Here is a 26884-nt window from a genome sequence, read left to right as displayed (position 1 = left end):
GGATCTTCAGGACATGACGCGTGGTTTGAGCCGCTTGATCGCGGCAGCGGTGCTGTGGGTCGCGTTCACCGCCGCAGCCGGCGCCGGGTCGCTTGCGGCAACGGTCGAGCAATGGGGCCTGCTCGGCTCATGGGCGGTCGACTGCGCAGCTCGGCCCGACCGCGACAAGGGCGCCCTCTTGACCTACGAGATCCGGAAGGACGGCCGGGTGATGTACCGGCGTGATTTCGGCGAGGCCAGGGACGAGAACGAAGTGGTGTCCGCAACGGTCAACGCCGAGGGCCTGCTCAATCTGATGGTGTACTTCCCCTCGCTCCAGCAGACGCGAGAGTTCGGCCTGCTGGTGTCAAAGCAAGGAAGGCTGCGTGCGATCTACAATCGCAGCGAGCGCGGCCAGTACACGATCAGGGACGGCAAATACGTCGCCACCGGCGCGCCGACACCCGCGCAGCAACGCTGCGATTAACTACCTGAACAAGTGTTCAGAATTCTCTTCCCGTTCCTCCGGAACGTTCGCGCGCATGCGCAGTTCTCATTGGCATTGAATTGGAGGAGGACATCATGAAGAAGCTTGGTTTTGTGGTTGCGGCTCTCGGCGCGCTCGCGATCGTTGCACCGACGATGGCGAATGCCGAAACGGTGGTGATCAAGAGCGGCCATCACGGCTACGGCGCCCGCGCCGAAATGCGCGAGCATCGCGACCATGGCTGGCATCGCGGCTGGCACCATCGCGACCGGGTCGTGGTGGTCAAGCGTGGTCACCGTCACCACTGGGATTAATGCCTAACGCATCATGGAAATGGCCCCTCGCGGGGCCATTTCTTTGCGTCTCAAAACTGTGCTGGCAAAGCTAATCCCACGCCGGCGCAAAGCCGGGATTGACGCAGCGACTGTCCTTGGGCAACGCAGCGATCTTCTTGCGGTCGGCATCGTCGAGCGTGATCTTCATTGCGTCGAGATTGGCCTGCTGGCTCTCGCGGCGCGCGGCCTTCGGGATCGCCGCGACGCCGTCCTGATCGAGCAGCCATTTCAGCGCAACCTGCGCAGCCGTCGCATTGTGCCTGGTGCCGATCTCCGCCAGCACCGGATCCGAGGCGATGCGTCCCTGTGCCAGCGGGCAATAGGCGACCAGCGGAATCGACCTGGCCTGGAGATAGGCCAGCACCTTCGATTGATCGAGCATGGCGTGATATTCGATCTGGTTGCAGGCGATCGGCGCCTTGATGTCCTCGACCGCGATCTTGAGCAGCGCCGTGGTGAAATTGGCAACGCCGATCGCCCGCGTGCGCCCCTCCTCCTTCAGCTTCATCAAGGTGTCGAAAACCGCGCCCCAGTTCGCGGCTTTCGACGGCCAATGCACGAGATAGAGATCGACATGGTCGAGTCGCAGCTTGTTCAGGCTGGCGTCGAAGGCCCGTCGGATCGCGTCCGGCGCCAGATTCTCGTGCCAGACCTTCGTCGTGACATGCAGCTCGCTGCGCGGCAGCCGCGCCGCGGCGAGAGCCGCGCCGATCGGTTCCTCGTTGCCGTACATCTCGGCCGTGTCGATGTGGCGATACCCGATCGACAGCGCGCTCTCGACCGCGTCGCGGCAGGCATCGCCCTGCATGCGGAATGTGCCGAGGCCGAGCTTGGGCATGCTGATGCCCTGTGTCTTCAGATTGCCCATGAGTTAACTCCTGACGTATTTCAGCGCGCGGTGGGTCCGCGGGAACGGACTCTTCGGTGATGGAAAAGAGGCGGCGGGAGCGGGCACTTTAGCGCGGATGGCACCCCTGGACCAATCAAGATCGGGTTAGCAAAATAGCCGGCGGGCATCGCCGCGACAGCCAAACGGCATTTCAGCTTATGCCCCTCTCCTGTCAGCATCAGACCATGGCGGTCATTCCGGCCGCACGCGACACGGAGACGATCATGCAGACGATTCTGACGATGGCCATCCTGGCGGCCGCCCTTGCCGGTGCCACGCCGACCTATGCCGACGGCTTCGCCTATATGGGCTCACCCAAGCAGGGCGAGTTTTTCGTCCGGCAATCCACGGCCCCGCAGCTGCCGGCCTGGATGAATGCGCGCGCAGAAGCCCCGCAGCCCGTGACCCGGCCCGTGCGCGGCGGCATCGGCCTGCGCATGCCTTAGGAATGCTGCGCCACCACGGCCGGGCGTGCCTGCGGCTGCGGCTCGATGTCGACCGACCAGAGGTCGCGGTCGTCGACGTCTTTCAGCGTCACGGTCATCACGCCGTTGCGGCCGTCGATATCGACGCGGCCGAAGAACTGCAAGCCGAAGCAGGGCGCCAGATTCTCGCCCTGCGCTTCGCTGCATCCGTTCTGGTACATCGCGACCGGACCAAACGTGTCGTCCAGTTCGCCCGGCCCCCAGGTGCCGGCATGCAGGGGACCGGAGACGAATTCCCAGAACGGCTCGAAATCCCTGAACTGCGCCTTGTTTGGATCGTAATAATGCGCAGCGGTGTAGTGCATGTCGGCGGTGAGCCAGACGATGTTGCGAACACCGGTGCGCTTGATCGAGGCCAGCAGATCGGCGATTTCGTGCTCGCGCCGGTCGGGCGGCCCGTCGCCGAGCGCAACCGCATCCGGGCTGACGAGGCCGATCGGCAGGTCGGCGGCGATCACCTTCCAGGTAGCGCGCGAGGCGGCGAGCTCGCGCTTCAGCCAGGCGAGCTGCTCGGCGCCCAGGATCCAGCCGCGATGGTCATCGCCCTTGTTCCAGCTGTCGTCGCGATAGCTGCGCATGTCGATCATGAAGACATCGAGCCGCGGACCATAGGCGATCTTGCGATAGACCCGCCCCTTCCGCGCGCCGATGTCGCGGATCGGCATGAAGTCGAAGAAGGCGCGGCGGGCGCGCGCGACCAAACGCGGCGTGCCGTCGTCCTCGTGGCCGGCGTCGTCATAGCTGCCGGTCGGCGACCAGTCGTTGGTGACCTCGTGGTCGTCCCACTGCGCGAACATCGGCACCTCGGCGTGGAAAGCGCGGAAATGCTCGTCGAGGTGGTTGTATTTGTAGTTGCCGCGGAACTGCGCCAGCGTGTGCGCGACCTCGGATTTCTCCTCGGTCACCAGATTGCGCCAGGTCTCTCCGTTCGGCAGCTTCTGCTGGGAGGGAATCGTGCAGTCGGCGTAGATGTGGTCGCCGGAGTGGATGAAGAAGTCCGGGCGGTTGTCGAGCATCGTGCGATAGCTGCGATAGCCGCCGCGCGAGATGTCGATGCCCCAGCCCTGCCCCGCGACATCACCCGACCACAGGAACGAGATCGACCGGCCGGCAGACGGCGCGGTGCGGAAATGGCCGACGCGGGTTTCGCCGGCAACGCCGGTCGCGATGTCGTCGAAGCGGACTCGATAGAAGATGTCTTGCCCCGGTGGCAGATCGTTCAGAAGGACTTTTGACGTGAAGTCGGCGTCCGGCAACGCATCGCGCGAAGCTGACGCGATGACGGTCTTGAAGCTCTCGACGGTCGAGCACTCCACCTGCATGCGCGCAGGCCGGTCAGCGCGCGCCCAGATCACAGCCGAGCCGTCCGAGATATCGCCGGACTGGATGCCGCCTGCGATCTGCGGACGATCCGCGGCGCGGCCGAGGTGCGGCTTGGCGAGTGTGCCGAGCGAGGCGACGGCGAGGCTTGAGGTGGAGCGGACCAGGAACTGCCGCCGGGTCCAGGCGCGCGCGGCGCGGAGCGTTGCCATTCAGGGAACCTTCGTCGAATCGCGACGGAAGGTGCCTGCGCCGTTTGACTCCCGGCTTACGGTTTCTTGACTCCATGCCTACCGTTTTGCGACGGACAGATGACGGATCGGGCTACACCTGCGCGACGGTGCACTCGTTCGCCCCGTTCTTACGGGGAGAGCGTTGGGTCCGGCTGTCTCGCCAGCTAATGCTTCCAGTTGCAGATGCCGCCGCTGCGGCACGGCCAGGTCTGGATTCGGGTGTCCATCGCCTGCGCATCCAGAGGATTGCCGTGACGATGCGCGAGTCTGGTGCGAGCGGCGCCGCGCGGCTGCGCGGGCCTGGCGTGCGCGACCTTCGGCTCGGACACATGCACACGTTCAGCCGCGACCTTCTTCGGCACATCTACCGGTTCGGCCCGCGCCTGCGCTTCGTTGCCGCCGCGCGCCTCCAGCGCAACAGGAGCGAATTGCGTCTCGGGCCCGAGCCGCTTCGGCGACAGGACTGCCTTGGACAGGTCAAGGCCGAGATATTCACCGGGCTTGTAATCATCAGCGCGCGCGAGGCCGCCCCATGCGAGCACGACGCCGAGGGCAACGACAAAAGATACGCTCTTCAGGACCACGGACGCCTCCTGAAATTGATTGTTAAGGGGTAATTTACTTCTATCTAGGAGGCGTCGCGCGCAATTCCAGCGGCCAAATGCCGCCGTGGTTAAGAAGTTTGCGGTGTCAGGCGACCTTTCGCGCTGCACCCGTCCCGTCCAGGAACCCCATCAGGCGGCTCCGGATGATGGTTTCCGCTTCGCCCATGATGCGATCCACCAGTTCCTTGCATGAGGGGATGTCGTGGATGAGGCCGGCCACCATTCCGCAGCTCCAGGCGCCCGCATCCATCTGGCCCTCCAGCATGATCCTGGGATAGACGCCCGCGACCTGGTCGTGGATGTCGTCGATCTTGAGCTTGTCGCCCTTCTCGCGCTCGATCTCGAGCAGGCGATCGACGTTGGCGTTCTTGAGCACGCGCTCGGTGTTGCGCAAGCTCCGCATGATCAGGCGGGTGTCGAGCTCGGTGGCCGCGACCAGCGCGTTCTTCACGTTCTGATGCACCGGCGCTTCCTTGGTGGCGATGAAGCGCGTGCCCATGTTCATGCCGGCCGCGCCCAGCGAGAGCGCCGCAACGAGGCTGCGGCCGTCCGCCATGCCGCCGGAGGCGACGAACGGAATCTTCAGCTCCTCCGCCGCACGGGGCAGCAGGATCATGTTGGGGATGTCGTCCTCACCGGGATGACCGCCGCACTCGAAGCCATCGACGCTGACGGCGTCGCAGCCGATGCGTTCGGCTTTCAGTGAATGCCGGACCGACGTGCATTTGTGGATGACCTTGATGCCAGCGGCCTTCAGCGCCGGCATGTAGGCTTCCGGGCTGCGACCCGCGGTCTCCACCGCCTTGATGCCGCCCTCGACGATGGCCGCGATGTATTCCGGATAGGGCGGCGCCGCGAAGGTCGGCAGGAAGGTGAGGTTCACGCCGAACGGCTTGTCGGTCATGCCGCGGCAGCGCGCGATCTCCTTGGCGAGCAATTCCGGCGTCTTCTGCGTGAGACCGGTGATGATGCCGAGCCCGCCGGCATTGGAGACGGCGGCAGCCAGTTCGGCAAAACCGACGAAATGCATGCCGCCCTGGATGATGGGGTGCTCGATGCCGAACAGTTCGGTGATCGCGGTCTTCACGTTTGGGCCTCCCGAAGTTTCGATTTGTGTTTGGATCAGTCTAGCCGGACTTTTGCGCGGCGGTCACCATTTCTCTCCGAACGGCCTGATCTCCATCTCGAAGGTCCAGGCACTCTTGGGCTGCTGATAGAGCTGCCAATAGGAATCGGCCACAGCCGATGGCGGCATCAGGAGGTCGGGATTGTCGAGCGCATTGGGCCCGAGGGCTTCGAGCCGGCGCTGCCGCACCCATTCGGTGTCGACGCCGGAATCGATGATGAGATGGGCGACGTGGATGTTCTTCGGCCCAAGCTCGCGCGCCATCGCCTGCGCCACCGCGCGCAGGCCGAACTTGGCACTGGCGAAGGCGGCAAAGCCGCTGCCGCCGCGCAGGGACGCGGTCGCACCGGTGAAGAAGATCTTGCCGCCGCCGCGCGCCAGCATCAGCCGCGCCGCTTCGCGCCCCGCGAGGAAGCCGGAATAGCAGGCCATCTCCCAGACCTTGCGGAACACGCGCTCGCTGGTGTCGAGGATCGGAAAATTGACGTTGGCGCCGACGTTGAAGATGCAGACGTCCAGCGGCGCGTGCTTGTCGGCGTCGTTGAGGAAGGAGATGACCTCCTCCTCTTTCCGCGCATCGAGCGAACGCGCATGGATCTCGCCGCCCGCGGCCTCGATGTCCCGCACCAGCGGCGCGAGCTTGTCGCCGTTGCGGCGGCCGGCGAAGACCGCGAAACCTTCGGCGGCAAACTTCTTGGCAATCTCCGAGCCGATGAAATCGCCGGCCCCGATCACGGCAGCTGTCGCGTTTCGCTTGGGCAAAGTCGCCTCCTCCGGTGAGAGCGTGTAATTGGGCCGAAGGCTATAGTTCTAAAATAGAACTGTCAAACTTCGCGACGGACTGTTAGGTTTCTTTGCAAATAGCGCTGATCATTCAAGTCAGTTCCTTTTTCTGACTTACTAGGCTCGGCCGGGAGACGGCATCATGAAATGGGACACGCTGGACGAAGAGCCCTGCTCGCTCTCCCGCACCGTCGCGGTGGTCGGTGACCGCTGGACGCTGCTGATCCTGCGCGAATGCTTTTTGCGGGTGCGGCGCTTCGAGGGTTTTCAATCCTCGCTTCAGATCACGCGGCACCTGCTCTCGGAGCGGCTGAAGAAGCTGGTCCGCTTCGGCATCCTGCGCCGCGTCCCCTATTCAGAGGCGCCCAAACGCTATGAATATATCCTCACCCAGAAGGGCCTCGACCTCTACCCGATCATCATGGCGATGGTGCATTGGGGCGACGCCCACATGGGCGACGAACGCGGCCGCCCGCTGCTGCACGAGCACAAGACCTGCGGCAAGCAGTTCGACCCGGTGATGGTGTGCTCGGAATGCGGCGAGGTGCTGCATGCGAAGCAGGTGCATGTGCATCCGGGACCGGGGCGTAAGGAGGCGGTGGCGGGGTGAACGGACGCGAGGTCGCTACGGCGATCGCCGCTCAGCCCGCGCTGGCGAACTCGACAGCCACGTCATTGTGCACGCTATCGTGCCCACGACTGCGCGAAGATGCACGATACGGCTCGCGACCAGCTCGATTTTCTGCGGCGCATTGGAGTTGGGTTCCATTGATATTGGTCAAGGGTGAGCCCGAACGCCATGACACGTTCCCTCTGATGATCGCATCTCAGGGAGAGAACACATGACAAGAACCGCCAAGCTTCTTGGACTGATCGTGATGGCTGGGCTCTTGACCGCAGTTCCGCTGTCGCCGGATTACTCGCCGGCGAACGGGCCATCCGTATCGCTTGATCGCGCCGAGGCGAGAGTTGGGCGACCGCTTACACCGATGAGCGTGGCAGGCGTCAACCGCAGAGTGCACCGGCGCGCCTATTACGGTGCGGCCGCGGTGGGAGGCGCCGCGGCCTATGGCGCTTATCGCTACCGCAGGGCCTGTGGTTACTATCCGTATCCACCCTGTTATTAAGGTCCGCGTGAGGCTCGCCGCTCCCTGCACTGACAACAGCGGCGAGCTCTCATTGTCCGTCACTTTCGTCCGGCATCAGTGCCACTGACGGCAGACATGGCCCGCGCCCCACACCGCACATCTGCGGATTTGCCGTTTGGCGACTCTGGAGATGCAGACGCCGCCGACCAACGTCCGACCCGGCCCGCAAAGGAAGGCGACCCGTGTGGCCATGCCGTCCGGCTGATGAAGCGGCGCGGGCGACATCGCCTGCGCCGACGTTGCAATGGCTACGGCAAACGCAGCGGCGGCAAACAACCTGATCATGCGTGCTCTCCATGGTTTAGCCCCACGACCAGACATGCCTGTCTCGGTCGGCGCACGTTGACCTGGATCAACGGCGCGGCCGATCAGAACGGCATCCGGGCCCTGATCGTCGTGGCGCTGGAACGCTCGCGCTAGTGGCTACGCTCTCCCAGTTCGAGCTTTACGAGCCTTGCCAGAAGCGTCGCCGAGTGGAACTGTCCAATGACAGCTTCAACATTGCAGGGGCTGCGCGCCAGCGGGGGTATCGGAACGAGACGCACCGGTGTGTCAGTGCGTCTTCGTCACGTGCCATTTCTCGAGGTCGGGCTTCACCTCGTCCGATCCCTGCTCCTTCTCCGGAGATCCCTTCCAGGGCTTGTCCGTCTGTCCGTGCGAACCCCAGTCGGTCTGACCTACGCGAATGGGACGCCGTAGTAGGAGTTGATGCCGCGGACCGCGGCGTCATCGCTCCAGTTCCAATCATTCCGTTCGCGGTATTTCGGCGCGCCTTCCAGTTCCTTGGTGGTGATGCCGGTAACATAACCGCCAAGCTCCGTATCGTACTTCAGCGACTGCCAGGGCAGCGGATAGTGGTCGTTGCCGAGGCCCAAAAAGCCGCCGAAGCCGAGCACGGCGTAGGACACCCTGCCGCTGACCTTGTCGATCATCACGCGTTCGATCGAGCCGATCTTGTTGCGATCGGCGCCATAGACCGATGTTCCCTCGACCTTGTCGCTGCCGATCAACTTGCCCATCTCGCTTTGGTCCAGTTCGACTTGATTCAGCATTTCAATTCTCCACTCAGCCAGTGTGGAGGCAACCCGGATAGACGAGCGATCGTTCCGGTGTGCTCCGCGTCACGTGCTGATGAGGCTTCGTCTCGGCGCGCTCCGCCACGATCCTCGCCTTCGGCGCCTGGCTTGTGGTCGCCTTCGGTCTGCGCGCCGGTTTCGGAGGTGTGTTTCATGTCGCTGTCGGGGCCAGCGTCGCACTCGCCTTCATCGCGGCATCGACGGTTTGGGCCGTCATTTCCGTATCGGCCTGGTTGCTCAGGCGCAGGCTTCGCATCGCCTCCTACGGACCGCGCACCGATCGGCCTGTTCGCCCTCGTTAAAGGGCTCTCCCTTCTTGAAACCTTAGACCGCTTTCGCGCTGGGCGAAGGCTGCGACTTCGGCGGTTGAAGGCCCGGACTGTTGGCCCAGCGCTCCGCCTGGTCGATGACCTTTTGGTGGCTCGGGCGCACCGGTTTGGCTGCTTCGGTCTCTTCGGAAAGCTTGCGGGGCAATCTGACTTCTTCCGTCATGACGTCTCTCCCTTTTGGCCAAGGATACGCCTTTCCGGGACCCGATAAAACAACTTAACTTATTGATTTCATTTTATTTTTTTACTCATTTGACGCCTGTGGCTCAGCTTGCGGAACTCTTGCCAAATTGGATTGTTGAGTAAACTACTCAAACAGCTCATTTGGAGTGATTTCCAATGAATGACCTCCGCGCCGAGCGGCTTCAGGTGATGCTCTCGCCGGAAGAACTGTCTGCTCTCGACGATTTCCGGTTCAAGCATCGCATGCCGACGCGGGCGGCAGCCGTTCGCGAGCTGCTCAGGCTCGGCCTAGCCGCTGTGGGAGACGATGCGGGCAGCGGCGTCAAGTCGAGCAATTACGGCGTCTTCGCGCGCGGCCCGGACGGGCACGCGCCGATCGGTGGCGACCGCGACGCAGAGGATTGACCTGTCTTACGAGACATCCACAAGCAAACGACCCGCACAAGCAAACGACCCGCCCCGGCACCGAGGGTTCCAGGGCCGTCCTTGGAGATTGCTTCCGGCGCACCGGGGGCATGACTACCGGAAACAATCCGTCGATTTTTTGCGAGCGGATCCGTTCCTCGTGGGAACTAGCCCGTCGCGTCGTTTGAACCGTCCGGCATCGCCCCTGAGCCCGGCGTCTTGCTCTCGTCATTCAGCTTCGGATCGCGCGTCGCCTCTCGCGAGGGCGAGCCTTTGCGGCTTGCTTGCGGATCCGTCTTGTGGACGGTCTGTGCCCGCTGCTTGTCACGCGGCTGCTCCTCGCCGCGCTGGTCCTTGACGATGCCTTGATGCGAATTCGCCATGATGTTCGTTCGCCTCTCTTGATCCATCGAAGCGCTTGCGCCCGGCCGCGTCGAATGTTCCGGAAAGACGCTAGATATGCGCCGCGTGGAAGGCAGGCGATGCATTTTCATGATGCACCTGCCGCACGGTCGTCACCGTCGCGAACGCGACTGAGACGCCAAAGGCGAGAATGAGTGAGAGAAGAGCCAGACGTGGAGCCATTGCAAAAACCTCCTTCTGGAATCGAAAATCAGCGCGATCGACTGTTCCCGAATGATCCCAAATTGGTCGCTTGCACTCCGTGAGCAGTCTCACACGCAGATTCACGAAAACGAGAGCGTCACGCGTCCCGCTGTCGAGGGATGCGGACCACGACGGGCGGGACCTCGCCGTCGAGCCATTCCTGCTCGTGCGCGAGTGCCGTCCACGCGTCCGCCATCCGTGAAAAGCGTTTGTGCGCCGGTTGTCCTTCGGCCCGCTCTGCGAGCTGAAGGCAGTTGTCGGCGTTGTCCCTGAAGATATCAGACTGTTTCATGAACTCAAATTGGGGACGGAACCTTCGCGTCGCAAGCGCCCTTACGGGATCGTAACACGGGCGGAACTTCGCCCCACCGTCCGCCGTTGAATGCCCATGAAGATTCTTGTCGCGATAGTCCTGACGTTCGTCAGCACTGCGGCGCTCGCCGACAGCACCGGGGAGCGGCGCCTTGGCGATCCCCCGCCGACCGCGACCGAGGTCGTCAGCGGCCTCTACGCGTTCAGCCGCTTCCAGCAGGGCCTGCTGGAAAGCACCGACCTCAAGGGCAATGCGGAGGTCAACAACCTTGCCGCCCTGCGCGCCGAAGAAGCAGACTGGCGCGACAAGGTACTGAAACAGATTCAGGAAGCGATCGGCACCGAACCGCGCGTCGCCAAGACAGCCCGCGCAAGCGCCCTGGTCCAGCCCGAAACCTCGGACGGACCAAGTTACGTAAGAAGCTTCTATGCCGCGCAGATTCCCGAATACGAATCGGTCATCGACCTGCTCGAACGTTACCTCAAGGCCCCCGACAACGCCGCCCTTGCAGCGTTCGCGCGCGAGCAGCTCCCGCTGTTGCGCTCACAGGTCAAGGACGCCGAACGCACCATGGCGGACAAGTAACCTTTATCATTTGTTACCCGGATGATGTTGCTGGCTCTCCGGCCAAACGGTGCGATCGCTTTCCGGCATCCTGTCCCGGCCTGCATCCCCGACGACAATTAATCCTGCTCTCATGGACGCTCTCCCTGTGTTGGCGGCCTAACGGCAGGGCCGACTCTCCGTTCCGGAAAGCCGATGGCCCCGAGCCCCAAACAGGCACAGGGGACAAGCACCTCCGGCCCGAAAATCCTGGAGGCCGCGATGGAACCATTCCGTCCCATGGGGATTATCTCCGTTGGGCTGAGCAAAGCAGGTTCCAATTCCCGGCGCCGCCACGTTGGTGCTTGATTTCGAATTTGGCTGACGCTCTATTTTGATAATCGCGTCTTGCCTTGGATTCGGCCGACGCCTGCGGGGGAATCAGTATGAGCGACCTCGATCCCGGAACTGGATCACGCTCCGGTCGTCGCGTCCCAAAGCCAAAAACCAACAGCATGTCGGAGCCGGATTCCCGGGCGGAATTGCTGCTCGCCCTGCAGGCCATGCGCAGCGGCGATTTTTCCGTGCGCATGAGCGGCGACTATCTCGGCATCGACGGCAAGCTCGCCGACACTTTCAACGAAATCATCGCCGCCAACCAGCGCATGGCTCAGCAACTCGAGCTTGTCGGCCAGGTGGTGGGCCGCGAAGGCAAGACGCGCCAGCGTGTGAAGTTCGGCCTCGCCAGCGGCTCCTGGGCCGACATGGAAGGCTCCGTCAACACGCTGATCGACGATTTGTTGTGGCCGACGCGCGAGGTGACGCGCGCGGTCGCAGCCGTGGCGCAGGGCGACCTGCTCGAGACCGTAAAGCTCGACGTCGACGGCCGCCCGCTACGCGGCGAGTTTTTGCAGTCGGCGAACATCGTCAACACCATGATCAAGCAGCTCGGCGTGTTCACCTCCGAGGTGACGCGCGTCGCGCGCGAGGTCGGCACCGAAGGCAAGCTCGGCGGCCAGGCCCAGGTGCCGGAAGTGACCGGCGTCTGGAAGGATCTGACCGAGAGCGTCAACTCGATGGCGAACAACCTGACCAACCAGGTTCGCAACATCGCCGAGGTGACGATCGCGGTCGCCAATGGCGACCTCTCCAAGAAGATCACGGTCGACGTCCGCGGCGAGATCCTTCAGCTCAAGGAAGCCATCAACACGATGGTGGACCAGCTCCGCTCCTTCGCCTCGGAAGTGACGCGCGTGGCGCGCGAGGTCGGCACCGACGGAAAGCTCGGCGGCCAGGCGATCGTGCCCGGCGTCGCCGGCACCTGGAAGGACCTGACCGACTCCGTCAACGCGATGTGCGGCAACCTCACCGCGCAGGTCCGCAACATCGCCAACGTCACCACCGCCGTGGCGCGCGGCGACCTCTCGCGCAAAATCACCGTGGACGTGCGCGGCGAGATTCTGGAGCTGAAGGACACCATCAACACGATGGTGGACCAGCTCAACTCCTTCGCCTCGGAAGTGACGCGCGTCGCGCGCGAGGTCGGCACCGAAGGCAAGCTCGGCGGCCAGGCCCAGGTGCCGGGCGTCGCCGGTACCTGGAAGGACCTCACCGACAACGTCAACTTCATGGCGTCGAATCTGACGGCACAGGTCCGCAACATCGCCGATGTCGCCACCGCCATCGCCGGCGGCGACCTCTCCAAGAAGATCACGGTGAACGTGTCCGGCGAAATCCTTCAGCTGAAGGAAACGCTGAATACGATGGTGGACCAGCTCAACGCCTTCGCCGGCGAAGTCACGCGCGTCGCACGCGAGGTCGGCACCGAGGGACGGCTCGGTGGCCAGGCCAACGTGCTCGGCGTCGCCGGCACCTGGAAGGACCTCACCGAGAGCGTCAACTCGATGGCCTCGAACCTGACGGCACAGGTCCGTAACATCGCCGAGGTGACGACCGCGGTCGCGGGCGGCGACCTCTCCAAGAAAATCACCGTGGACGTTCGCGGCGAAATCCTGGAGCTGAAGGACACCATCAACACGATGGTGGACCAGCTCAACGCCTTCGCGGGCGAAGTCACGCGCGTCGCGCGCGAGGTCGGCACCGAAGGCAAGCTCGGCGGCCAGGCCCAGGTGCGCGGCGTCGCCGGCACCTGGAAGGACCTCACCGACAGCGTCAACTCGATGGCCTCGAACCTAACTGGCCAGGTCCGCAACATCGCCGAAGTGGCGACCGCGGTGGCCAAGGGCGATTTGTCGAAGAAGATCACCGTGAACGTGTCGGGCGAAATCCTTCAGTTGAAGGAAACGCTCAACACCATGGTGGACCAGCTCAACGCCTTCGCCGGCGAAGTCACGCGCGTCGCACGCGAGGTCGGCACCGAGGGCAAGCTTGGCGGTCAGGCGCAGGTGACCGGCGTCGCCGGCACCTGGAAAGACCTCACCGACAACGTCAACTCGATGGCGGGCAACCTCACCGCCCAGGTCCGCAACATCGCCGAGGTCGCTACCGCCATCGCCGGCGGCGACCTGTCGCGCAAGATCACGGTGGACGTCCGCGGCGAGATCCTTCAGCTCAAGGACACGCTGAACACGATGGTCGACCAGCTCAATCGCTTCGCCGGCGAGGTGACGCGCGTCGCGCGCGAGGTCGGCACCGAAGGCCGCCTCGGCGGTCAGGCCAACGTGCCCGGCGTCGCAGGCACCTGGAAAGACCTCACCGACAGCGTCAACTCGATGGCGGGCAACCTGACCGCCCAGGTCCGCAACATCGCCGAAGTGACCACCGCCGTGGCACGCGGGGACTTGTCGCGCAAGATCACCGTGGACGTGAAGGGCGAGATCCTCGAGCTGAAGAACACCATCAACACCATGGTGGACCAGCTCAACGGCTTTGCCGGCGAAGTGACGCGCGTCGCGCGCGAGGTCGGCACCGAGGGCAAGCTCGGCGGTCAGGCCGAGGTGCCCGGCGTTGCCGGCACCTGGAAGGACCTGACCGACAACGTCAACTTCATGGCCTCGAACCTGACGGCACAGGTCCGCAACATCGCCGAGGTCGCGACCGCGATCGCCGGCGGCGACCTGTCGAAGAAGATCACCGTGGACGTGCGCGGCGAAATCCTTCTGTTGAAGGACACGCTTAACACGATGGTCGAGCAGCTCCGCTCCTTCGCCGCCGAAGTGACGCGTGTGGCGCGCGAGGTCGGCACCGAGGGACGGCTCGGCGGTCAGGCGGTCGTGCCCGGCGTCGGCGGCACCTGGAAGGACCTCACCGACAACGTCAACCTGCTCGCGGCGAACCTCACCACGCAGGTCCGCAACATCGCCGAAGTGACCACCGCTGTGGCGCGCGGTGACTTGTCCCGCAAGATCACCGTCGACGTGAAGGGTGAAATCCTCGAGCTGAAGAATACCATCAACACCATGGTGGACCAGCTCAACGCCTTCGCCGGCGAAGTCACGCGCGTCGCGCGCGAGGTCGGCACCGAGGGCAAGCTCGGCGGTCAGGCCGCGGTGCCGGGCGTCGCCGGTACCTGGAAGGACCTCACCGACACCGTGAATTTCATGGCGGCGAACCTGACCGAGCAGGTCCGCGGCATCGTCAAGGTCGTGACCGCGGTCGCCAACGGCGACCTCAAGCAGAACCTCACCGTGAAATCGAAGGGCGAGGTTGCGGCGCTCGCCGACACCATCAACAACATGACAGAGACGCTGGCGATCTTCGCCGACCAGGTGACGTCGGTGGCGCGCGAGGTCGGCGTCGAGGGTCGGCTCGGCGGCCAGGCCAACGTGCCCGGCGCAGCCGGCACCTGGAAGGACCTCACCGGCAACGTCAACCTGCTGGCGGCCAACCTCACCTCGCAGGTGCGCGCGATCGCGGAAGTCGCGACCGCCGTGACCAAGGGCGACCTGACACGGTCGATCCAGGTCGATGCCCGCGGCGAAGTCGCGGAGTTGAAGGACAACATCAACACGATGATCACGAACCTCCGTCTGACGACGGACGTGAACACCGAGCAGGACTGGCTGAAGACCAACCTCGCCAAATTCACCAACATGCTCCAGGGCCAGCGCGACCTCGCCACCGTCGGCCGGCTGCTGCTCACCGAGCTGTCGCCGCTGGTGAACGCGCATACCGGCGTGATCTACCAGGTCGAGAGCGAGGACAGTCCGCAGCTTCTGCTGCTCGCCTCCTACGCCGGCGACGGCGTCTATCCGTATCAGCGCGTGCTGCCGCTCGGCGACGGCTTGATCGGCCAATGCGCCCTCGACCGACGGCCGCGCGTCATCGCCGACATTCCGGCCGACGTGGTGCCGATCAATTCGGCACTGTTCCGCGTCGCACCGAAGAACCTGGTCGTACTGCCGGTGCTGTTCGAGGGCCAGGTCAAGGCGGTGATCGAGCTCGCCTCGCTGACCTCGTTCACGACCTCGCAGATGACATTCCTGGAGCAGCTCACGGACTCGATCGGCATCGTGCTCAACTCGATCGAGGCGACGATGCAGACCGAAGGCCTGCTCAAGCAGTCGCAGCAGCTCGCCGGCGAGCTCCAGACCCAGCAGCGCGAATTGCAGCAGACCAACGACCAGCTCGAACAAAAGGCGCAGCAGCTCGCCGAGCGCAACGTCGAGGTCGAGCGCAAGAACCAGGAGATCGAGCAGGCCCGCCGCGCGCTGGAGGAAAAGGCGACCGAGCTTGCGCTTACCTCGAAGTACAAGTCCGAATTCCTCGCCAATATGAGCCACGAGCTGCGCACGCCGCTGAACTCGATCCTGATCCTGGGACAGCAGCTCACCGACAATCCGGACGGCAACCTCACTGGCAAGCAGGTCGAATTCGCCCGCACCATCCACGGCGCCGGCACCGACCTGCTCAATCTCATCAGCGACATTCTCGATCTCTCCAAGATCGAGTCCGGCACGGTGACGGTCGACGCCGAGGAAATCCTGACCGCGAACCTGCTCGAGACCGTCGGGCGACCGTTCCGTCACGAGGCGGAAAACCGCAATTTGTCGTTCAAGATCGACGTCGATCCGAATCTCGCGCGCAGCATCGTCACCGACTCCAAGCGCCTGCAGCAGGTTTTGAAGAACCTGCTCTCCAACGCCTTCAAGTTCACCGCCGAAGGCGAAGTGCGCCTGACGGTCGCCGGCGCGGTCGGCGGCTGGGGGACGGATCACCCGGTGCTGAACTCGGCACCGGCCGTGATCGCGTTCGAAGTGTCCGACACCGGCATCGGCATTCCCCTTGAGAAGCAGAAGCTGATCTTCGAGGCGTTCCAGCAAGCGGATGCCGGCACCAGCCGCAAATATGGCGGCACCGGCCTCGGCCTTGCGATCAGCCGCGAGCTCGCAAGCCTGCTCGGCGGCGAAATCCACCTGCGCAGCTCGCCGGGCAAGGGGTCGTGCTTCACGCTCTATCTGCCGCTGAAATACTCCGGCCCGACGCTCGCGCCGCGCGCCGCACCTTCGTCTCAATACAGCCAGCCGCCGGCGCTGCAGCCCACCATGCCCGAACAGCAACGCGTCATCGAGCAGCTTTCCGACGACCGGCTCAACCTCGAACCCGGCGACAGCATCCTCCTGATCGTCGAGGACGACCCGCATTACGCGCGCGTTCTGGTCGACCTCGCGCGCGACAAGGGCTTCAAGGTCCTGGTCGCCGCCCGCGGCGCGGAGGCGCTGGAGCTTGCGAAGCAGTATCAGCCGAGAGCGGTCTCGCTCGACGTGTTCCTGCCCGACATGCTCGGCTGGACCGTGCTGAGCCAGCTCAAGCACAATCCGCTGACCCGCCACATCCCCGTGCAGATCATCACGCTCGACGAGGACCGCCAGCATGCGCTGGCGCGCGGGGCCTTCTCCTTCGTCAACAAGCCGACGACGACCGAGGGCGTCTCGGCCGCGCTGACGCAGATCAAGGAATATGCGCGACCGCGGCGCAAGCGGCTGCTTATCGTCGAGGACAACGAGGCCGAGCAGCTCTCGATCCGCGAACTGCTGCATCACGACGACATCGAGATCGTGACGACCGGCACCGGCGCCGACGCACTCTCGATGCTGCGCGAGTCGCCTTGTGATTGCGTCGTGCTCGACCTGCGGCTGCCCGACATGAGCGGCTTCGATGTACTGGACCAGATTCGCAACGACGACGCGCTGTCGAACGTTCCGGTCGTGGTCTTCACCGGCCGCGAGCTGTCGGCCGAGGAAGATGCGGAACTCCACACCATGGCGCGCAGCATCGTGGTCAAGGGTGTGGAATCTCCGGAGCGCCTGCTCGACGAGACCGCGTTGTTCCTGCACCGCGTGATCACGGAACTTCCCGTCGAGAAGCAGCGCATGCTGGAGAAGCTGAACAGTTCCGACGAAGACCTGATCGGCAGGACCGCGCTGCTCGTCGACGACGATGCCCGCAACATCTTCGCGCTGTCGAGCGTGCTGGAACGGCGTGGCATGAAGGTGCTGACGGCCACGACCGGCAGCGAGGCGGTGACCCTGGTCGAATCCAATCCGGAAATCGCCATCGTGCTGATGGACATCATGATGCCGCAGATGGATGGCTACCAGACCATCGGCGTCATCCGTGAAAATCCGGCCTTCGCCCGCCTTCCGATCATCGCGCTGACCGCCAAGGCGATGAAGGGCGACCGCGAGAAATGCCTGGAGGCCGGCGCGTCCGACTACCTCGCCAAACCCGTCAACACCGATCAATTGCTGCTTGCGATCCGCATGTGGCTGCACCGTTGAGTTTGGATCTGCGAATGGACCACGAAAAGGTCAACATCCTCCTCGTCGACGACCAGCCGGCCAAGCTGCTCGCCTACGAGGTGATCCTGAAGGAGCTCGGCGAGAACCTCGTGGTCGCCTCGTCGGGCCGCGAGGCGCTGGAGTTACTGCTCAAGACCGAGATCGCGGTGATTCTTGTCGACGTCTGCATGCCCGAGCTCGACGGCTTCGAGCTCGCCGCGATGATCCGCGAGCATCCGCGCTTCCAGAAGACGGCGATGATCTTCATCTCGGCGATTCAGGTCAGCGACATCGACCGGTTGCGCGGCTATGAAATGGGCGCGGTCGATTACGTGCCGGTGCCTGTCGTGCCGGAGGTGCTGCGCGCCAAGGTCAAGGTGTTTGCCGAGCTCTATCGCAAGACGCGCGAACTCGAGCGGCTGAACCAGGATCTCGAGGACCGCGTGCGTGCGCGCACCGCCGAGCTGGAGAATTCCACCGCGAAGCTGCGCGAGAGCGAAGAGCGGCGCAGCATGGCGATCGCCGCAGGCAAGATGGGGTCCTGGGACTGGGACTGGATCACCGGCGACTGGATGTGGGACGAGGGGCAATATCGTATCTTTGGTGTCGGCCCCGACAGCTTCGAGGTCAACCCGGCCAACGTTCAGGCACTGCTGCATCCCGACGACGTCGATCAGCTGCGCAAGGCGATCGCCGAATTCAACAAGGGCACGCGCGCCTACGAAACGGAGTTCCGCATTGTGCGGCCGGATGGCGACGTGCGCTGGTGTGTCGGCACGGCGGCCGCCACGGTCGACGACAGCGGTAGGGTCGTGCGCGTCAGCGGCGTGACGGTCGACATCACCGAACGCAAGCGCGCCGAGGAGCGGCAGAACCTGCTGGCACGCGAAGTCGATCATCGGGCCAAGAATGCGCTGGCGCTCGCGCAATCGATCGTGCGCCTCACCCGCGCCGACGAGGTCAAGGCCTATGTCAGCGCCGTCGAGGGACGCATCAATGCGCTGGCGCGCGTGCATACGATCCTGTCGCTGTCGAGCTGGCAGGGCGCCGAACTCTCGAAGCTGATCGACGAGGAGCTTGCGCCCTATTCCCTCGGCGGACAGATCAAATTGGCAGGTCCCGAAGTTCAGTTGCTGCCGGCGACCGCGCAGACGCTGGCGCTGGCGCTGCATGAGCTTTTCACCAATTCGGCGAAGTATGGCGCGCTCTCGACGCGGTCGGGACGCCTCGGGATCGGCTGGCAGGTCGAGGACGAGCTGCTCACGCTGACCTGGGAGGAATCCGGCGGCCCGCTGGTCGGGATTCCGAAATCCCGCGGCTTCGGTACGCGGAGCCTGCTTGCGAGCGTCGAGTCCCAGCTCGGCGGGCAGGCGCAATTCGATTGGCGCGCCGAAGGCCTGTTGTGCCGCCTGGAGGTGCCGTTGACACGCAAGACTGCTGCGACAACCGCACCCGGCAAATTCGAAGCCGCAGGCTCCGCCGAATTGCAGCGCGCATCCGGTTAGCCGGACGCCGCACTCGTCATGCGCTGCGCCGTCCGCCGGTCGCGCGCGACGCGCCCTTCGAGCCAGGCTTCTGTCCGGGCGAGATCGCGCAGCGCATGTGCATAGCGGCGAGCCGCGCTGCGCTCGGCTCCGCGCGGCAGCTTGCGTGCCTTGCGAAGGATGTCCGCAGCGGCGTTTCGATAGGCCAGCGAGCGGTAAAGAAAGACTACCTTGCCCATATCGGATGTTCCCTTGTTGTGGCGTTCATCCTCGCAGGCCCGGCATGAACGTCGGATGAAGCGGGCAATGACAATTCCTCCATCCGGATGGAACCAGCGGATATCGTCTGCGTTCGTATGCCAGATCGGGATGCAGTTCCCATGCGCGCGAAAAAGTCGTCGGACCTGATCTCTCCCACCGGGCTCATCAAGCTGATGACACATGCGCTGATGGGGGCAGCGCTCGGCCTTGTTTTCGGCCTCGCGCTCATTCTCTCCAATCCGGCCGTCGCCAACCTGCTGAGTAATGGCGGAACCCAGGCCGTCGTAGTGTTCGCCCTCACCCTGGTGACGACGTTCGCGATCGGCGCGACGCTCACCGGCGCCGTATTCATCCTCGTAGAGAACAAGCAATCTTGAAGCACGCGTGAGGGGCGAAATTCTCTTTGTCCGGAACTCCCGCGCCGAATGGCGGTTGGCTGCCTGCGTCAATTTAACTCAGGGAGTTCCCGCGCATGAAGTCGACCAAGCTCGCCCTCGCAATGATGTTGGCAACCGGCCTCGCCGCGGCGCCGTTCGCAGTGCAGGCCAAATCGCACAAGGCGAAACATGGATCCTCGATGTCATCGTCGTCGCAGACTACGGGCGCCAACACGAAATCCAGCGGTGCTGCCAATCCCTCGAGCCAAGGCAATGTCGGCCCGGGCACCAATCAGGCCGGCAGTGTGAACACGCCGAGCAGCTCGAAATAAGTGGATTCGCAACCGAGAAGGCCCCGCCACGGCGGGGCTTTCTTGTCACCGTGAAGCACGGCGTTCCTGTCGGCATCCGACATCGATGATCGCCACGCGAATCGAGCGTGCGCACGCTTTTGCTGCGTCGGATGTCAGGGAGCGTCCGAAGAACATGCCTTGACGAGGTGTTCGAGCCTGGCCCGCTTGCGCGCGATCAACAATTGGGCCGCAGCATCGTCGAGCGCCTCGCGCCGCAACTGCCGGATCGCGGAGCCCAGTTCGAGAATTTCGGCGCGTAATTTCAGAATCCGGTAGGCGTCCGGGTCTTCCTCCACCGCGCGCTCCCAAAATTCTCAGCGGCGCGCGATTACGCGCAGAGGGTTGCCTGATGTCTTCGCGGAACGAACGCGTACCCTGTCGCGGACATTCGGCAGGACATCGCCGCCACCTGCAGCCTTCCATTCGCCAATCAGCAGGTTGATTTTCCGGCGCAGATCCATCTGCGCCGAGGCCTTCTCTGCGCAGTCGCGATCGCGGTCGACCAGCTCGCGCACGGACGCCTCGACATCGGCCATCTCTAGCCTCAAGGCGCTGATTTTGCGTCGAATTTCATTAATTCTGTTGTCCATGGCTTGTTAGAACAAAATAAGAACATATAGTCAAGCCACGATTTCAGGACGGAGACGCGACATGCAGGTTCAGGGTAAATACGACGCCAGGGCTTTCCTCGCCGAGCAGATGACCAGGGCGCAAGGCCTCAGGCTGAAACGGCTGAGCGAGGAGGCGTATCAACCCGCGCAATATGCGCGGGGTCTGTCCTTCGGCGAGGCGGCACGGCGCATCCAGGTGCTGGAAGCCGAGATCGAATTGGCGAATTCCTTCTAGGCTGCATCGCGCATCCGGAACGCTGCCTGCCCGGTTTCGGAACCATGCCATTCCCGGATGGTTCTCCTCGGCCAAAGGGAGAACAATGCATGGCGCGCAAGGCAAAGAAACGCCGCTACTCACGTAGCTCCGGCAGCGATGTCGAAAGCGAGATGCGACGCTACAAGAAGGGCACCGCAAAGAGCGGGCCCGGCGGTCGTGGCGGACGCGTGAAGAACCGCAAGCAGGCGATCGCGATCGGACTGTCGAAGGCGCGCAAGAAAGGCAAGAAGGTCCCGAAGAAGGCCTCGAAGCAGAAGACTGCCAGGAAAACTGCCAAGAAGACATCCAATAAGACTTCGAAGAATACTTCGAAGCCGAAGCGCAAATCCTCCAAACGGTCGCGCTGACTCTGTCAGATCATGCTGCCAGGCATGAAGCAGCGGATCGCAATGCCGAACGCGGTTTTCACCGGCCACACCATTGTGCGGCCGGCCCGGTTCGGCTCAGTGATCACGGCTTCGTCCGGTACCTCCACCCACTCGCCGTCGAGCCGCACGCGATAGTGCCCGTTGTGCGATTCCCAGTCGGGATCGGCGACGGCAAATCCATCCGCGTCCGAGCAGCACGGACCGAGATGGCTGCGCAGGCTGTCGAACCACGGCTTGAGGGGTGAGTCCGCGTAGCGGCCGTCGTCACGCCCGAGCGCGTTTCCGCCCCACAGCACGAACGGCGCCACGAGCAGCGCACTCCTCAGCGAGACCTTCAATCGATCCATGTCGGCACCGATCAAATGCGAACCACCGGCCGGCTCCACGAGGCGGCGGGAGGTTCCACGCTTTGCAACCGCTCGGCGGCTTCGTTGCCGCCGAGTCCTTGCACCATCTCGAAACTGTGGTGTGCGAACACGGCTTTTTCGGACGAACCGGGTCATCATCGCTGCCGTTAACGAGAATGTTATCTGCGGGCGCCCGGTCATCCTGAAGGCGAACGAGAGAAAGGCGGCCCGAGGGCCGCCTTTTTGATTTGCGCCGATCGAAATTCGACTTACGCGAGCGGCACCGCGACGAACCGGGTCGCCTCCGCGCTCCTCACCTGCAGCAGCACGCTGCGCTTGCCGGATGATTTCGCCTGCGCCAGCTCCGAGCGGACATCACCGATATTGGCGACGGCCTTGCCGCCGACATTGAGGATGACGTCGCCGGTCTGGATGCCGCGCTGCGCGGCCGGCCCTTCCGGATCGACTTCGGTGACGACCACGCCTTTCGGACCGGCGCCCTGCACGTCGCCGGCCGGAGCCAGACTGAGCCCGAGGCGCGGCGTGCCGGCGCCTGGCTGCGTCTTGCCGTCATCGGCCTTGCCGCTTCCCTGGGCCTGCCGATCGTTCGGCAACTCGCCGAGCGCGAGCGTCACCGTCTTGCTTCCGCCGTTGTGGAGGACATCGAGCTTCACGGACGTGCCCGGCACCAGGCCGGCGATGGTGCGGGCGAGATCGCGGGAGTCCTTGATCGCGGTGCCGTTCACCGCGGTGATGACATCGCCGGCCTCGATGCCCGCCTTCGCCGCCGGGCTGCCGTCCTGCGGGTTGTCGACGATCGCGCCGCGCGCCTCCTTGAGGCCGAGGCTGTCGGCGATATCCGACGTCACCGGTTGCACCTGCACCCCGAGCCAGCCGCGGGTAACCGCGCCCTTGTCCTTCAGCTGTGCGATCACGAGCTTTGCGGTCGAGGCCGGAATGTCGAAGCCGATGCCGACCGAGCCGCCGGAGGGCGAGAAGATCGCGGTGTTCACGCCGATCACATTACCGTTCATGTCAAAGGCCGGGCCGCCGGAATTGCCCTTGTTGATCGGCGCATCGATCTGGATGAAATCGTCATAAGGCCCGTTGCCGATATCGCGGCCGCTGGCCGAAACGATGCCGGCCGTCACGGTGCCGCCGAGGCCGAAGGGATTGCCGACCGCCACCACCCAGTCACCGATGCGCGGCTTCTGGTCGGAGAATTTGACGAACGGAAAATCCTTATTGCCATCGACCTTGATCAGAGCGAGATCGGTCTTCGGATCGGTACCGACCACCTTCGCGGTGTAGATCGTGCCGTCGTCCATGGTCACCTGTACGGACTCGGCGTGATCGACGACGTGGTTGTTGGTCACGGCATAGCCGTCGGCCGAGATGAAGAAGCCGGAGCCTTCGCCCGTGATCACCTGGTGGCGCTGGCGCGGCATGCCGTTCATGCCGCCCGGACCGCGGAAGCCGAATTGCCGCGAGAACTGGTCGAACGGCGAGTCCTCGTCCGAATCCATCCGGTTCTGTTGCAGCATCGCGCTCTTGTCGTTGTCCTGGTCGATTCTGACCCGCACCGAGATGACGGCCGGTTTGACCTTGCTGACGAGATCGCCGAAGCCCGGAGGTGTCGCGGCGGCCTCCGCGGCCTGAGCGGGTGCGATGAAGGAGCTCACGCTGAACGGCGAAGAGCCGGGAGCGGTCGCCAGCACGGCCACGCCAAGCGCGGCGACGGTGCCGAGCAGCACAAGCCGGCGCGGCCTCAGGATCTTGCGAAACGTGGGGGTTTCGGAATTGACGCGATCGTTCATGTCGAAATGTCCATGTTGGGTGAGTCGCCTTGTACCCAACATGGCGGTGACCACCTTACAGCGTCCCGTCCACGCGATTAAATCTTGGCAAAGTTGATGCGGCCAGCGCCGCGGCCCAAATCGCGGTTGCACGTTTGATGCAGCTCAACACGGCCCCCCTGCGCAGTGAAAGACTGGGGCCAACGGATGATGTCCATAGGAGGCGCGCCATGTACAAAGACATTCTCGTTCACGTCCCGACCGAACGTCCTATGCGCCCCGTGATCGACGGATCGATTTCGCTGGCCGCGCACCTCAACGCCCACATCGACGCGGTCGCCGTCGGCTATGTCGCAACCAGCGCGGCCTACGTGATGGAAGGCGGCGCCGCAGTGGCAGCCGTGTTCGAGATGGAACGTGAACGCGCGGTGGAGCGGGCCGAGGCGGCGCTGACAGTGTTCAAAAGCGAAGCGGCGAACGCCGGTCTTTCCTTTACATGCCACCCGCTCGGCGCGATCCCGGCGGATGCAGCCGGCTCGCTCGGCGGGATGGCGCGGCTACACGATCTCAGCATCGTGCTGCAGCCCGATCCAGCGCAAGGCTCGTTCGACAACGACATACCGAGCGAGATCCTGTTCCAGGCGGGCGGCCCTGTGCTCTTCCTGCCGTATAACTTCCGTGGAGCATTCAGGGCGAACCGGATCGGCATCTGCTGGGACGGCAGCCGCCTCGCCGCCCGCGCGATGCGCGATGCCGCCCCGTTCCTGGCCCGCGCCGAGGAGATCGTGATCATCACGATCAACGAGGCAGACGCCGTTTCCGACGACGTCTCGGCGCGCAATCTGACAAGACATCTCGGCCGGCGCGGATTGTCGACCCGCACGGTCGGCCTGTCGGCGACCCGCTCCGAGATTCAGCCGACCATCCTGTCGCTGGCGGCCGACGAGAGCCTCGATCTCCTGGTGATGGGCGGCTACGGCCATTCACGATTGCACGAGCGCGTTCTCGGCGGCGTCACCCGCGCCATGCTGGAAGCCATGACGGTGCCGACGCTGATGTCGCATTAGCGAAGCCGCCCGGATGCTCTCACGCCGCGACGGGCTCCTCCCACGCGGCGGCGGCGACGGCGTCATCCTCGCCTTTCGCATTGCACGCGTCGAAATGCGCCTTGAGCTCGACTTCGGCGAGATGCTCGAAATGCTCGGCTTGGCCCAGCAACTCCCAAGTCTGGAGCGGCCGGTAGGCCGCCTGCTGGCGGCAGAGTGACGCTAGCGCCCGGTAGCGACGTACGTTCTCCATGAGACCCTCCCTCGCATTCACAGGGCTTATTGCCCTTATTTGCGTCAGGGCGATGGCGGTTGTGCAAAACATTTGCTGCGTGCACAGCGCGACTGATCGCAGTTAACTTTTGAGAAATGCGCGCACATATTTTAGTTCCAAACGCGCAAGTTTGCACGTGGAACCCGCCGGTTTGGAAAACTTGGGGTCTAGGCGTAAAGGCGCTGCTCCACGGCCACGCCAATCAGATCGAGATACCGCTCGATCAGGTCGGGCCGGCCGACGAGATAGCCTTGCATCTCCTCGCAGGCCTCGCGCGCCAGGAAGGCGCGCTGCGCCTCGGTTTCCACCCCCTCGGCGACGACCGGGATATTCAAGGCGTGCGCGAGGCTCAGGACCGCGCGGACGATCTCGGCTGATTGCGGCGTCGTCTCGAGATTGGAGATGAAGCTGCGATCGATCTTGATCTTGTCGAACGGAAACGACTGCAGATAGGACAGCGAGGAATAGCCGGTGCCGAAATCGTCCATCGCAATGCGGATGCCGAGCGCCTTCAGCCGCCGCAGCAGATTGAGCGCGCGGGTGAAGTCGCCGATCAGCACGCCCTCGGTGATCTCGACCTCGAGTCGGGTCGGCGCAAGTCCCGTCTCCAGCAGGATCCGGTGGATCGCGCGTTCGAGGTCGCCGGCCAGGAACTGGACCGGCGACAGATTGACCGCCACCTGCAACGGCCGCGGCCAGGACGCCGCCTCGCGGCACGCTTCGCCAAGGACCCACTCGCCGATCTGGATAATCAGCCCGTTCTCCTCGGCGAGCGGAATGAACTCGTCGGGCGGCACGAAGCCCCGCGTCGGATGGTTCCAGCGCAGCAGCGCCTCGAAGCCGATGACTTCGCCATCAATCCGCGCCTGCGGCTGGAAGTAGACCAGGAATTGGTTCAGCTCCAGCGCCTGCCTCAGATCGTGTTGCAGCAGCCTGCGGTCGCGCAGTTCCTGGTCCATCTCGGGTTCGAAGAAGCGGACCGTGCCCCTGCCCTCGCGCTTGGCACGATAAAGCGCGGAATCGGCATTGGCGAGCAATGTGGCGGCATCCACGCCGTCATCTGGATAGAACGCGATGCCGACGCTAAGGCCCACATGGGAGAGATAGTCGTCGACCTCTAGCTCCTTGCCTATCGTTTCGACCAGGCGTTCGGCGAGCGCCAGAACGTTCTCCCGGCGGACGTCGTCGGGCATCAGGATCATGAATTCGTCGCCGCCGATGCGGGCGATAAAGGCGCCGTCAGCCTCCGCGGCAAGGCGATCGGCCGCGGCCCGCATCAGCATGTCGCCGACGGGATGACCGAACACGTCGTTGACTTCCTTGAAGCGGTCGAGATCGAGGCTGAGCACTGCAAAACTGGTCGCCGCTTCCAGCGCCCGCTCCAGCCGTTCGTCCAACACTGCGTTGAAGGCGCTGCGGTTCGGCAGGTCGGTCAGCACGTCATGATGGGCGAGATGTCTTATGCGTTCCTGGGTCGCGACGCGCTCGGTGACGTCCTCGATCACACCGACCAGATATTGCGGATCGCCGGCATCATCGGTGATCAGCATCTTGCGCGAATTGACGACCCGGTCGTGGCCTTTCACGCCAACTTCAAGCAGGTGCTCCTCGAGAAACATCGGCATGCCGCTGGCGACGACGCGACGATCCTGCTCGTTGACCACGCGGGCGACGTCGGCCGGGAAGATCTCCTCGGGCGTCCTGCCCAGCATCTGCTCGCGCGGCAGGCCATAATAGTCCTCGCCGGCGCGATTGAGCAAAATGTAGCGGGAATCCTTCGCGCATTTGGCGAACACGGCAATCGGTATGTTCTCGACGATGGTGTCGAGGAACTCCTGGGTTCGCAGCAGGTCTTGCTCGACCTCATCGTGCGTGTGCGCGCGCATATCCGTCATACGCTGGCGGTCGCGGTCGCCTGCCTCGTAGGCCGCACTGACGAGCTCGCCCAGCTTGACGAGATCGACCTGTCCGGCCGCGTCGGTGGCGCAGCGAATCTGTTCGGCGAACAAGCGATGCATGCTCATGCCGTCGCTCCGCGCCGTGTGCAGGCCTCATGCCTGCAGATGTCCTCGATCCGCATTCCCGCGCTCTCTCAGCGTTCCTTA

At 64.0% G+C, this 26884-nt stretch carries 30 protein-coding genes; 13 read left to right on the top strand and 17 right to left on the bottom strand.

Features of this window, described 5'->3' with window-relative positions:
* The first annotated feature begins 13 nt into the window (after positions 1 to 13).
* Together JQ572_RS08065 and JQ572_RS08060 are read left to right on the top strand one after the other, a co-directional pair.
* Positions 14 to 466: a hypothetical protein gene (locus JQ572_RS08065; RefSeq protein ID WP_211382485.1), complete on the top strand. Its 453-nt coding sequence runs from the start codon at positions 14 to 16 to the stop codon at positions 464 to 466.
* Between the two features lie 95 nt (positions 467 to 561).
* A complete protein-coding gene (locus JQ572_RS08060) occupies positions 562 to 780 on the top strand; it encodes a hypothetical protein (RefSeq protein ID WP_211382484.1) in 219 nt (72 codons plus the stop codon).
* 70 nt (positions 781 to 850) lie between these two features.
* On the opposite strand, the gene JQ572_RS08055 is transcribed toward JQ572_RS08060, so the two are convergent.
* Positions 851 to 1669: an aldo/keto reductase gene (locus JQ572_RS08055; protein WP_211382483.1), complete on the bottom strand. Its 819-nt coding sequence runs from the start codon at positions 1667 to 1669 to the stop codon at positions 851 to 853.
* Between the two features lie 245 nt (positions 1670 to 1914).
* Between JQ572_RS08055 and JQ572_RS08050 the strand changes: the two genes are divergently transcribed.
* A complete protein-coding gene (locus JQ572_RS08050; protein WP_211382482.1) occupies positions 1915 to 2136 on the top strand; it encodes a hypothetical protein in 222 nt (73 codons plus the stop codon).
* Here the strand turns inward: JQ572_RS08050 and JQ572_RS08045 are convergent.
* From JQ572_RS08045 to JQ572_RS08030, 4 genes are all read right to left on the bottom strand, one after another.
* Positions 2133 to 3707 carry an alkaline phosphatase D family protein gene (locus JQ572_RS08045; protein WP_211382481.1) on the bottom strand — a complete coding sequence of 525 codons (1575 nt, stop codon included), beginning with the start codon at positions 3705 to 3707 and terminating at the stop codon, positions 2133 to 2135. The two genes, JQ572_RS08050 and JQ572_RS08045, sit on opposite strands and share 4 nt — an antisense overlap.
* A gap of 185 nt (positions 3708 to 3892) precedes the next feature.
* Positions 3893 to 4312 carry a hypothetical protein gene (locus JQ572_RS08040; protein WP_211382480.1) on the bottom strand — a complete coding sequence of 140 codons (420 nt, stop codon included), beginning with the start codon at positions 4310 to 4312 and terminating at the stop codon, positions 3893 to 3895.
* A gap of 106 nt (positions 4313 to 4418) precedes the next feature.
* A complete protein-coding gene (locus JQ572_RS08035) occupies positions 4419 to 5420 on the bottom strand; it encodes an NAD(P)H-dependent flavin oxidoreductase (RefSeq protein WP_211382479.1) in 1002 nt (333 codons plus the stop codon).
* A gap of 63 nt (positions 5421 to 5483) precedes the next feature.
* The gene (locus JQ572_RS08030) at positions 5484 to 6221 is read right to left on the bottom strand and encodes an SDR family oxidoreductase (protein ID WP_211382478.1); all 738 of its coding nucleotides are present in this window, start codon (positions 6219 to 6221) and stop codon (positions 5484 to 5486) included.
* A gap of 163 nt (positions 6222 to 6384) precedes the next feature.
* On the opposite strand from JQ572_RS08030, the gene JQ572_RS08025 reads away from it, so the two are divergent.
* The gene (locus tag JQ572_RS08025) at positions 6385 to 6852 is read left to right on the top strand and encodes a winged helix-turn-helix transcriptional regulator (RefSeq protein WP_211382477.1); all 468 of its coding nucleotides are present in this window, start codon (positions 6385 to 6387) and stop codon (positions 6850 to 6852) included.
* A 592-nt stretch (positions 6853 to 7444) separates the two neighbouring features.
* Here the strand turns inward: JQ572_RS08025 and JQ572_RS08020 are convergent.
* The 3 genes from JQ572_RS08020 to JQ572_RS08010 form a co-directional block, all read right to left on the bottom strand.
* Positions 7445 to 7675, bottom strand: a complete 231-nt coding sequence (locus JQ572_RS08020; protein WP_211382476.1) for a hypothetical protein — start codon at positions 7673 to 7675, stop codon at positions 7445 to 7447.
* Positions 7676 to 8067: 392 nt separating this feature from the next.
* Positions 8068 to 8442, bottom strand: a complete 375-nt coding sequence (locus JQ572_RS08015) for a PRC-barrel domain-containing protein (RefSeq protein WP_211382475.1) — start codon at positions 8440 to 8442, stop codon at positions 8068 to 8070.
* A 348-nt stretch (positions 8443 to 8790) separates the two neighbouring features.
* Complete coding sequence (locus tag JQ572_RS08010; RefSeq protein ID WP_211382474.1) at positions 8791 to 8958, bottom strand: hypothetical protein; 168 nt, start codon at positions 8956 to 8958, stop codon at positions 8791 to 8793.
* Between the two features lie 176 nt (positions 8959 to 9134).
* Here JQ572_RS08010 and JQ572_RS08005 point away from each other — a divergent pair, with 176 nt between their 5' ends.
* On the top strand, positions 9135 to 9383 hold the full coding sequence (locus tag JQ572_RS08005; RefSeq protein WP_211382473.1) for a hypothetical protein: 249 nt from the start codon (positions 9135 to 9137) through the stop codon (positions 9381 to 9383).
* 167 nt (positions 9384 to 9550) lie between these two features.
* Here JQ572_RS08005 and JQ572_RS08000 read toward each other — a convergent pair whose 3' ends face one another.
* Both JQ572_RS08000 and JQ572_RS35015 read right to left on the bottom strand, forming a co-directional pair.
* Positions 9551 to 9766 (bottom strand): hypothetical protein, encoded by a 216-nt coding sequence (locus JQ572_RS08000; protein WP_211382472.1) that lies wholly within the window; start codon positions 9764 to 9766, stop codon positions 9551 to 9553.
* Positions 9767 to 10086: 320 nt separating this feature from the next.
* The gene (locus JQ572_RS35015) at positions 10087 to 10281 is read right to left on the bottom strand and encodes a hypothetical protein (protein WP_249128924.1); all 195 of its coding nucleotides are present in this window, start codon (positions 10279 to 10281) and stop codon (positions 10087 to 10089) included.
* Between the two features lie 96 nt (positions 10282 to 10377).
* Between JQ572_RS35015 and JQ572_RS07995 the strand changes: the two genes are divergently transcribed.
* The 3 genes from JQ572_RS07995 to JQ572_RS07985 all read left to right on the top strand — a co-directional run bounded on the left by JQ572_RS07995 (position 10378) and on the right by JQ572_RS07985 (position 19090).
* A complete protein-coding gene (locus JQ572_RS07995; protein WP_211382471.1) occupies positions 10378 to 10887 on the top strand; it encodes a DUF305 domain-containing protein in 510 nt (169 codons plus the stop codon).
* 404 nt (positions 10888 to 11291) lie between these two features.
* Complete coding sequence (locus tag JQ572_RS07990; RefSeq protein ID WP_211382470.1) at positions 11292 to 17585, top strand: HAMP domain-containing protein; 6294 nt, start codon at positions 11292 to 11294, stop codon at positions 17583 to 17585.
* Positions 17586 to 17599: 14 nt separating this feature from the next.
* On the top strand, positions 17600 to 19090 hold the full coding sequence (locus JQ572_RS07985; RefSeq protein ID WP_211382469.1) for an HWE histidine kinase domain-containing protein: 1491 nt from the start codon (positions 17600 to 17602) through the stop codon (positions 19088 to 19090).
* Here the strand turns inward: JQ572_RS07985 and JQ572_RS07980 are convergent.
* Positions 19087 to 19308, bottom strand: a complete 222-nt coding sequence (locus tag JQ572_RS07980; RefSeq protein WP_211382468.1) for a hypothetical protein — start codon at positions 19306 to 19308, stop codon at positions 19087 to 19089. The genes JQ572_RS07985 and JQ572_RS07980 overlap by 4 nt on opposite strands.
* A gap of 141 nt (positions 19309 to 19449) precedes the next feature.
* On the opposite strand from JQ572_RS07980, the gene JQ572_RS07975 reads away from it, so the two are divergent.
* Both JQ572_RS07975 and JQ572_RS07970 read left to right on the top strand, forming a co-directional pair.
* Entirely contained in the window at positions 19450 to 19707 is a 258-nt protein-coding gene (locus JQ572_RS07975; RefSeq protein WP_211382467.1) for a hypothetical protein, read from the top strand.
* Positions 19708 to 19802: 95 nt separating this feature from the next.
* A complete protein-coding gene (locus tag JQ572_RS07970; RefSeq protein ID WP_211382466.1) occupies positions 19803 to 20039 on the top strand; it encodes a hypothetical protein in 237 nt (78 codons plus the stop codon).
* 134 nt (positions 20040 to 20173) lie between these two features.
* Here JQ572_RS07970 and JQ572_RS07965 read toward each other — a convergent pair whose 3' ends face one another.
* A complete protein-coding gene (locus JQ572_RS07965; protein WP_211382465.1) occupies positions 20174 to 20356 on the bottom strand; it encodes a hypothetical protein in 183 nt (60 codons plus the stop codon).
* A gap of 18 nt (positions 20357 to 20374) precedes the next feature.
* Positions 20375 to 20596, bottom strand: a complete 222-nt coding sequence (locus JQ572_RS07960) for a hypothetical protein (RefSeq protein ID WP_211382464.1) — start codon at positions 20594 to 20596, stop codon at positions 20375 to 20377.
* Between the two features lie 115 nt (positions 20597 to 20711).
* On the opposite strand from JQ572_RS07960, the gene JQ572_RS07955 reads away from it, so the two are divergent.
* The gene (locus JQ572_RS07955) at positions 20712 to 20906 is read left to right on the top strand and encodes a DUF3072 domain-containing protein (RefSeq protein WP_211382463.1); all 195 of its coding nucleotides are present in this window, start codon (positions 20712 to 20714) and stop codon (positions 20904 to 20906) included.
* A gap of 89 nt (positions 20907 to 20995) precedes the next feature.
* Positions 20996 to 21295 carry a DUF6496 domain-containing protein gene (locus JQ572_RS07950; protein WP_211382462.1) on the top strand — a complete coding sequence of 100 codons (300 nt, stop codon included), beginning with the start codon at positions 20996 to 20998 and terminating at the stop codon, positions 21293 to 21295.
* A 5-nt stretch (positions 21296 to 21300) separates the two neighbouring features.
* Here JQ572_RS07950 and JQ572_RS07945 read toward each other — a convergent pair whose 3' ends face one another.
* Positions 21301 to 21663, bottom strand: a complete 363-nt coding sequence (locus tag JQ572_RS07945; protein WP_249128923.1) for a hypothetical protein — start codon at positions 21661 to 21663, stop codon at positions 21301 to 21303.
* Between the two features lie 269 nt (positions 21664 to 21932).
* Positions 21933 to 23480, bottom strand: a complete 1548-nt coding sequence (locus tag JQ572_RS07940; RefSeq protein WP_211382460.1) for a Do family serine endopeptidase — start codon at positions 23478 to 23480, stop codon at positions 21933 to 21935.
* 209 nt (positions 23481 to 23689) lie between these two features.
* Here JQ572_RS07940 and JQ572_RS07935 point away from each other — a divergent pair, with 209 nt between their 5' ends.
* Positions 23690 to 24526, top strand: coding sequence for a universal stress protein (locus JQ572_RS07935; protein ID WP_211382459.1), 837 nt, complete (start codon positions 23690 to 23692; stop codon positions 24524 to 24526).
* A gap of 19 nt (positions 24527 to 24545) precedes the next feature.
* On the opposite strand, the gene JQ572_RS07930 is transcribed toward JQ572_RS07935, so the two are convergent.
* Together JQ572_RS07930 and JQ572_RS07925 are read right to left on the bottom strand one after the other, a co-directional pair.
* A complete protein-coding gene (locus JQ572_RS07930; protein WP_211382458.1) occupies positions 24546 to 24758 on the bottom strand; it encodes a hypothetical protein in 213 nt (70 codons plus the stop codon).
* A 188-nt stretch (positions 24759 to 24946) separates the two neighbouring features.
* The gene (locus JQ572_RS07925; protein WP_211382457.1) at positions 24947 to 26803 is read right to left on the bottom strand and encodes a putative bifunctional diguanylate cyclase/phosphodiesterase; all 1857 of its coding nucleotides are present in this window, start codon (positions 26801 to 26803) and stop codon (positions 24947 to 24949) included.
* Positions 26804 to 26884: the final 81 nt, after the last annotated feature.

It is taken from the genome of Bradyrhizobium sp. SZCCT0153, assembly GCF_018129995.1.
Classification (GTDB): domain Bacteria; phylum Pseudomonadota; class Alphaproteobacteria; order Rhizobiales; family Xanthobacteraceae; genus Bradyrhizobium; species Bradyrhizobium japonicum_G.
This window is presented reverse-complemented; position numbering and strand designations above follow the sequence as displayed.

What these genes read in the sequence shown, in the direction of transcription:
- JQ572_RS07935 (WP_211382459.1), top strand. Translation starts at nt 23,690, where the DNA reads ATGTACAAAGACATTCTCGTTCACGTCCCGACCGAACGTCCTATGCGC.
- JQ572_RS07975 (WP_211382467.1), top strand. Translation starts at nt 19,450, where the DNA reads ATGCGCGCGAAAAAGTCGTCGGACCTGATCTCTCCCACCGGGCTCATC.
- JQ572_RS07980 (WP_211382468.1), bottom strand. Translation starts at nt 19,308, where the DNA reads ATGGGCAAGGTAGTCTTTCTTTACCGCTCGCTGGCCTATCGAAACGCC.
- JQ572_RS08045 (WP_211382481.1), bottom strand. Translation starts at nt 3,707, where the DNA reads ATGGCAACGCTCCGCGCCGCGCGCGCCTGGACCCGGCGGCAGTTCCTG.
- JQ572_RS07940 (WP_211382460.1), bottom strand. Translation starts at nt 23,480, where the DNA reads ATGAACGATCGCGTCAATTCCGAAACCCCCACGTTTCGCAAGATCCTG.
- JQ572_RS07995 (WP_211382471.1), top strand. Translation starts at nt 10,378, where the DNA reads ATGAAGATTCTTGTCGCGATAGTCCTGACGTTCGTCAGCACTGCGGCG.
- JQ572_RS08010 (WP_211382474.1), bottom strand. Translation starts at nt 8,958, where the DNA reads ATGACGGAAGAAGTCAGATTGCCCCGCAAGCTTTCCGAAGAGACCGAA.
- JQ572_RS08015 (WP_211382475.1), bottom strand. Translation starts at nt 8,442, where the DNA reads ATGCTGAATCAAGTCGAACTGGACCAAAGCGAGATGGGCAAGTTGATC.
- JQ572_RS07960 (WP_211382464.1), bottom strand. Translation starts at nt 20,596, where the DNA reads ATGGCCGATGTCGAGGCGTCCGTGCGCGAGCTGGTCGACCGCGATCGC.
- JQ572_RS07950 (WP_211382462.1), top strand. Translation starts at nt 20,996, where the DNA reads ATGGCGCGCAAGGCAAAGAAACGCCGCTACTCACGTAGCTCCGGCAGC.
- JQ572_RS07945 (WP_249128923.1), bottom strand. Translation starts at nt 21,663, where the DNA reads ATGGATCGATTGAAGGTCTCGCTGAGGAGTGCGCTGCTCGTGGCGCCG.
- JQ572_RS07925 (WP_211382457.1), bottom strand. Translation starts at nt 26,803, where the DNA reads ATGAGCATGCATCGCTTGTTCGCCGAACAGATTCGCTGCGCCACCGAC.
- JQ572_RS07970 (WP_211382466.1), top strand. Translation starts at nt 19,803, where the DNA reads ATGAAGTCGACCAAGCTCGCCCTCGCAATGATGTTGGCAACCGGCCTC.
- JQ572_RS08050 (WP_211382482.1), top strand. Translation starts at nt 1,915, where the DNA reads ATGCAGACGATTCTGACGATGGCCATCCTGGCGGCCGCCCTTGCCGGT.
- JQ572_RS08000 (WP_211382472.1), bottom strand. Translation starts at nt 9,766, where the DNA reads ATGGCGAATTCGCATCAAGGCATCGTCAAGGACCAGCGCGGCGAGGAG.
- JQ572_RS07930 (WP_211382458.1), bottom strand. Translation starts at nt 24,758, where the DNA reads ATGGAGAACGTACGTCGCTACCGGGCGCTAGCGTCACTCTGCCGCCAG.
- JQ572_RS35015 (WP_249128924.1), bottom strand. Translation starts at nt 10,281, where the DNA reads ATGAAACAGTCTGATATCTTCAGGGACAACGCCGACAACTGCCTTCAG.
- JQ572_RS08005 (WP_211382473.1), top strand. Translation starts at nt 9,135, where the DNA reads ATGAATGACCTCCGCGCCGAGCGGCTTCAGGTGATGCTCTCGCCGGAA.
- JQ572_RS08060 (WP_211382484.1), top strand. Translation starts at nt 562, where the DNA reads ATGAAGAAGCTTGGTTTTGTGGTTGCGGCTCTCGGCGCGCTCGCGATC.
- JQ572_RS08055 (WP_211382483.1), bottom strand. Translation starts at nt 1,669, where the DNA reads ATGGGCAATCTGAAGACACAGGGCATCAGCATGCCCAAGCTCGGCCTC.
- JQ572_RS07955 (WP_211382463.1), top strand. Translation starts at nt 20,712, where the DNA reads ATGCAGGTTCAGGGTAAATACGACGCCAGGGCTTTCCTCGCCGAGCAG.
- JQ572_RS08025 (WP_211382477.1), top strand. Translation starts at nt 6,385, where the DNA reads ATGAAATGGGACACGCTGGACGAAGAGCCCTGCTCGCTCTCCCGCACC.
- JQ572_RS08065 (WP_211382485.1), top strand. Translation starts at nt 14, where the DNA reads ATGACGCGTGGTTTGAGCCGCTTGATCGCGGCAGCGGTGCTGTGGGTC.
- JQ572_RS08020 (WP_211382476.1), bottom strand. Translation starts at nt 7,675, where the DNA reads ATGATCAGGTTGTTTGCCGCCGCTGCGTTTGCCGTAGCCATTGCAACG.
- JQ572_RS07985 (WP_211382469.1), top strand. Translation starts at nt 17,600, where the DNA reads ATGGACCACGAAAAGGTCAACATCCTCCTCGTCGACGACCAGCCGGCC.
- JQ572_RS07990 (WP_211382470.1), top strand. Translation starts at nt 11,292, where the DNA reads ATGAGCGACCTCGATCCCGGAACTGGATCACGCTCCGGTCGTCGCGTC.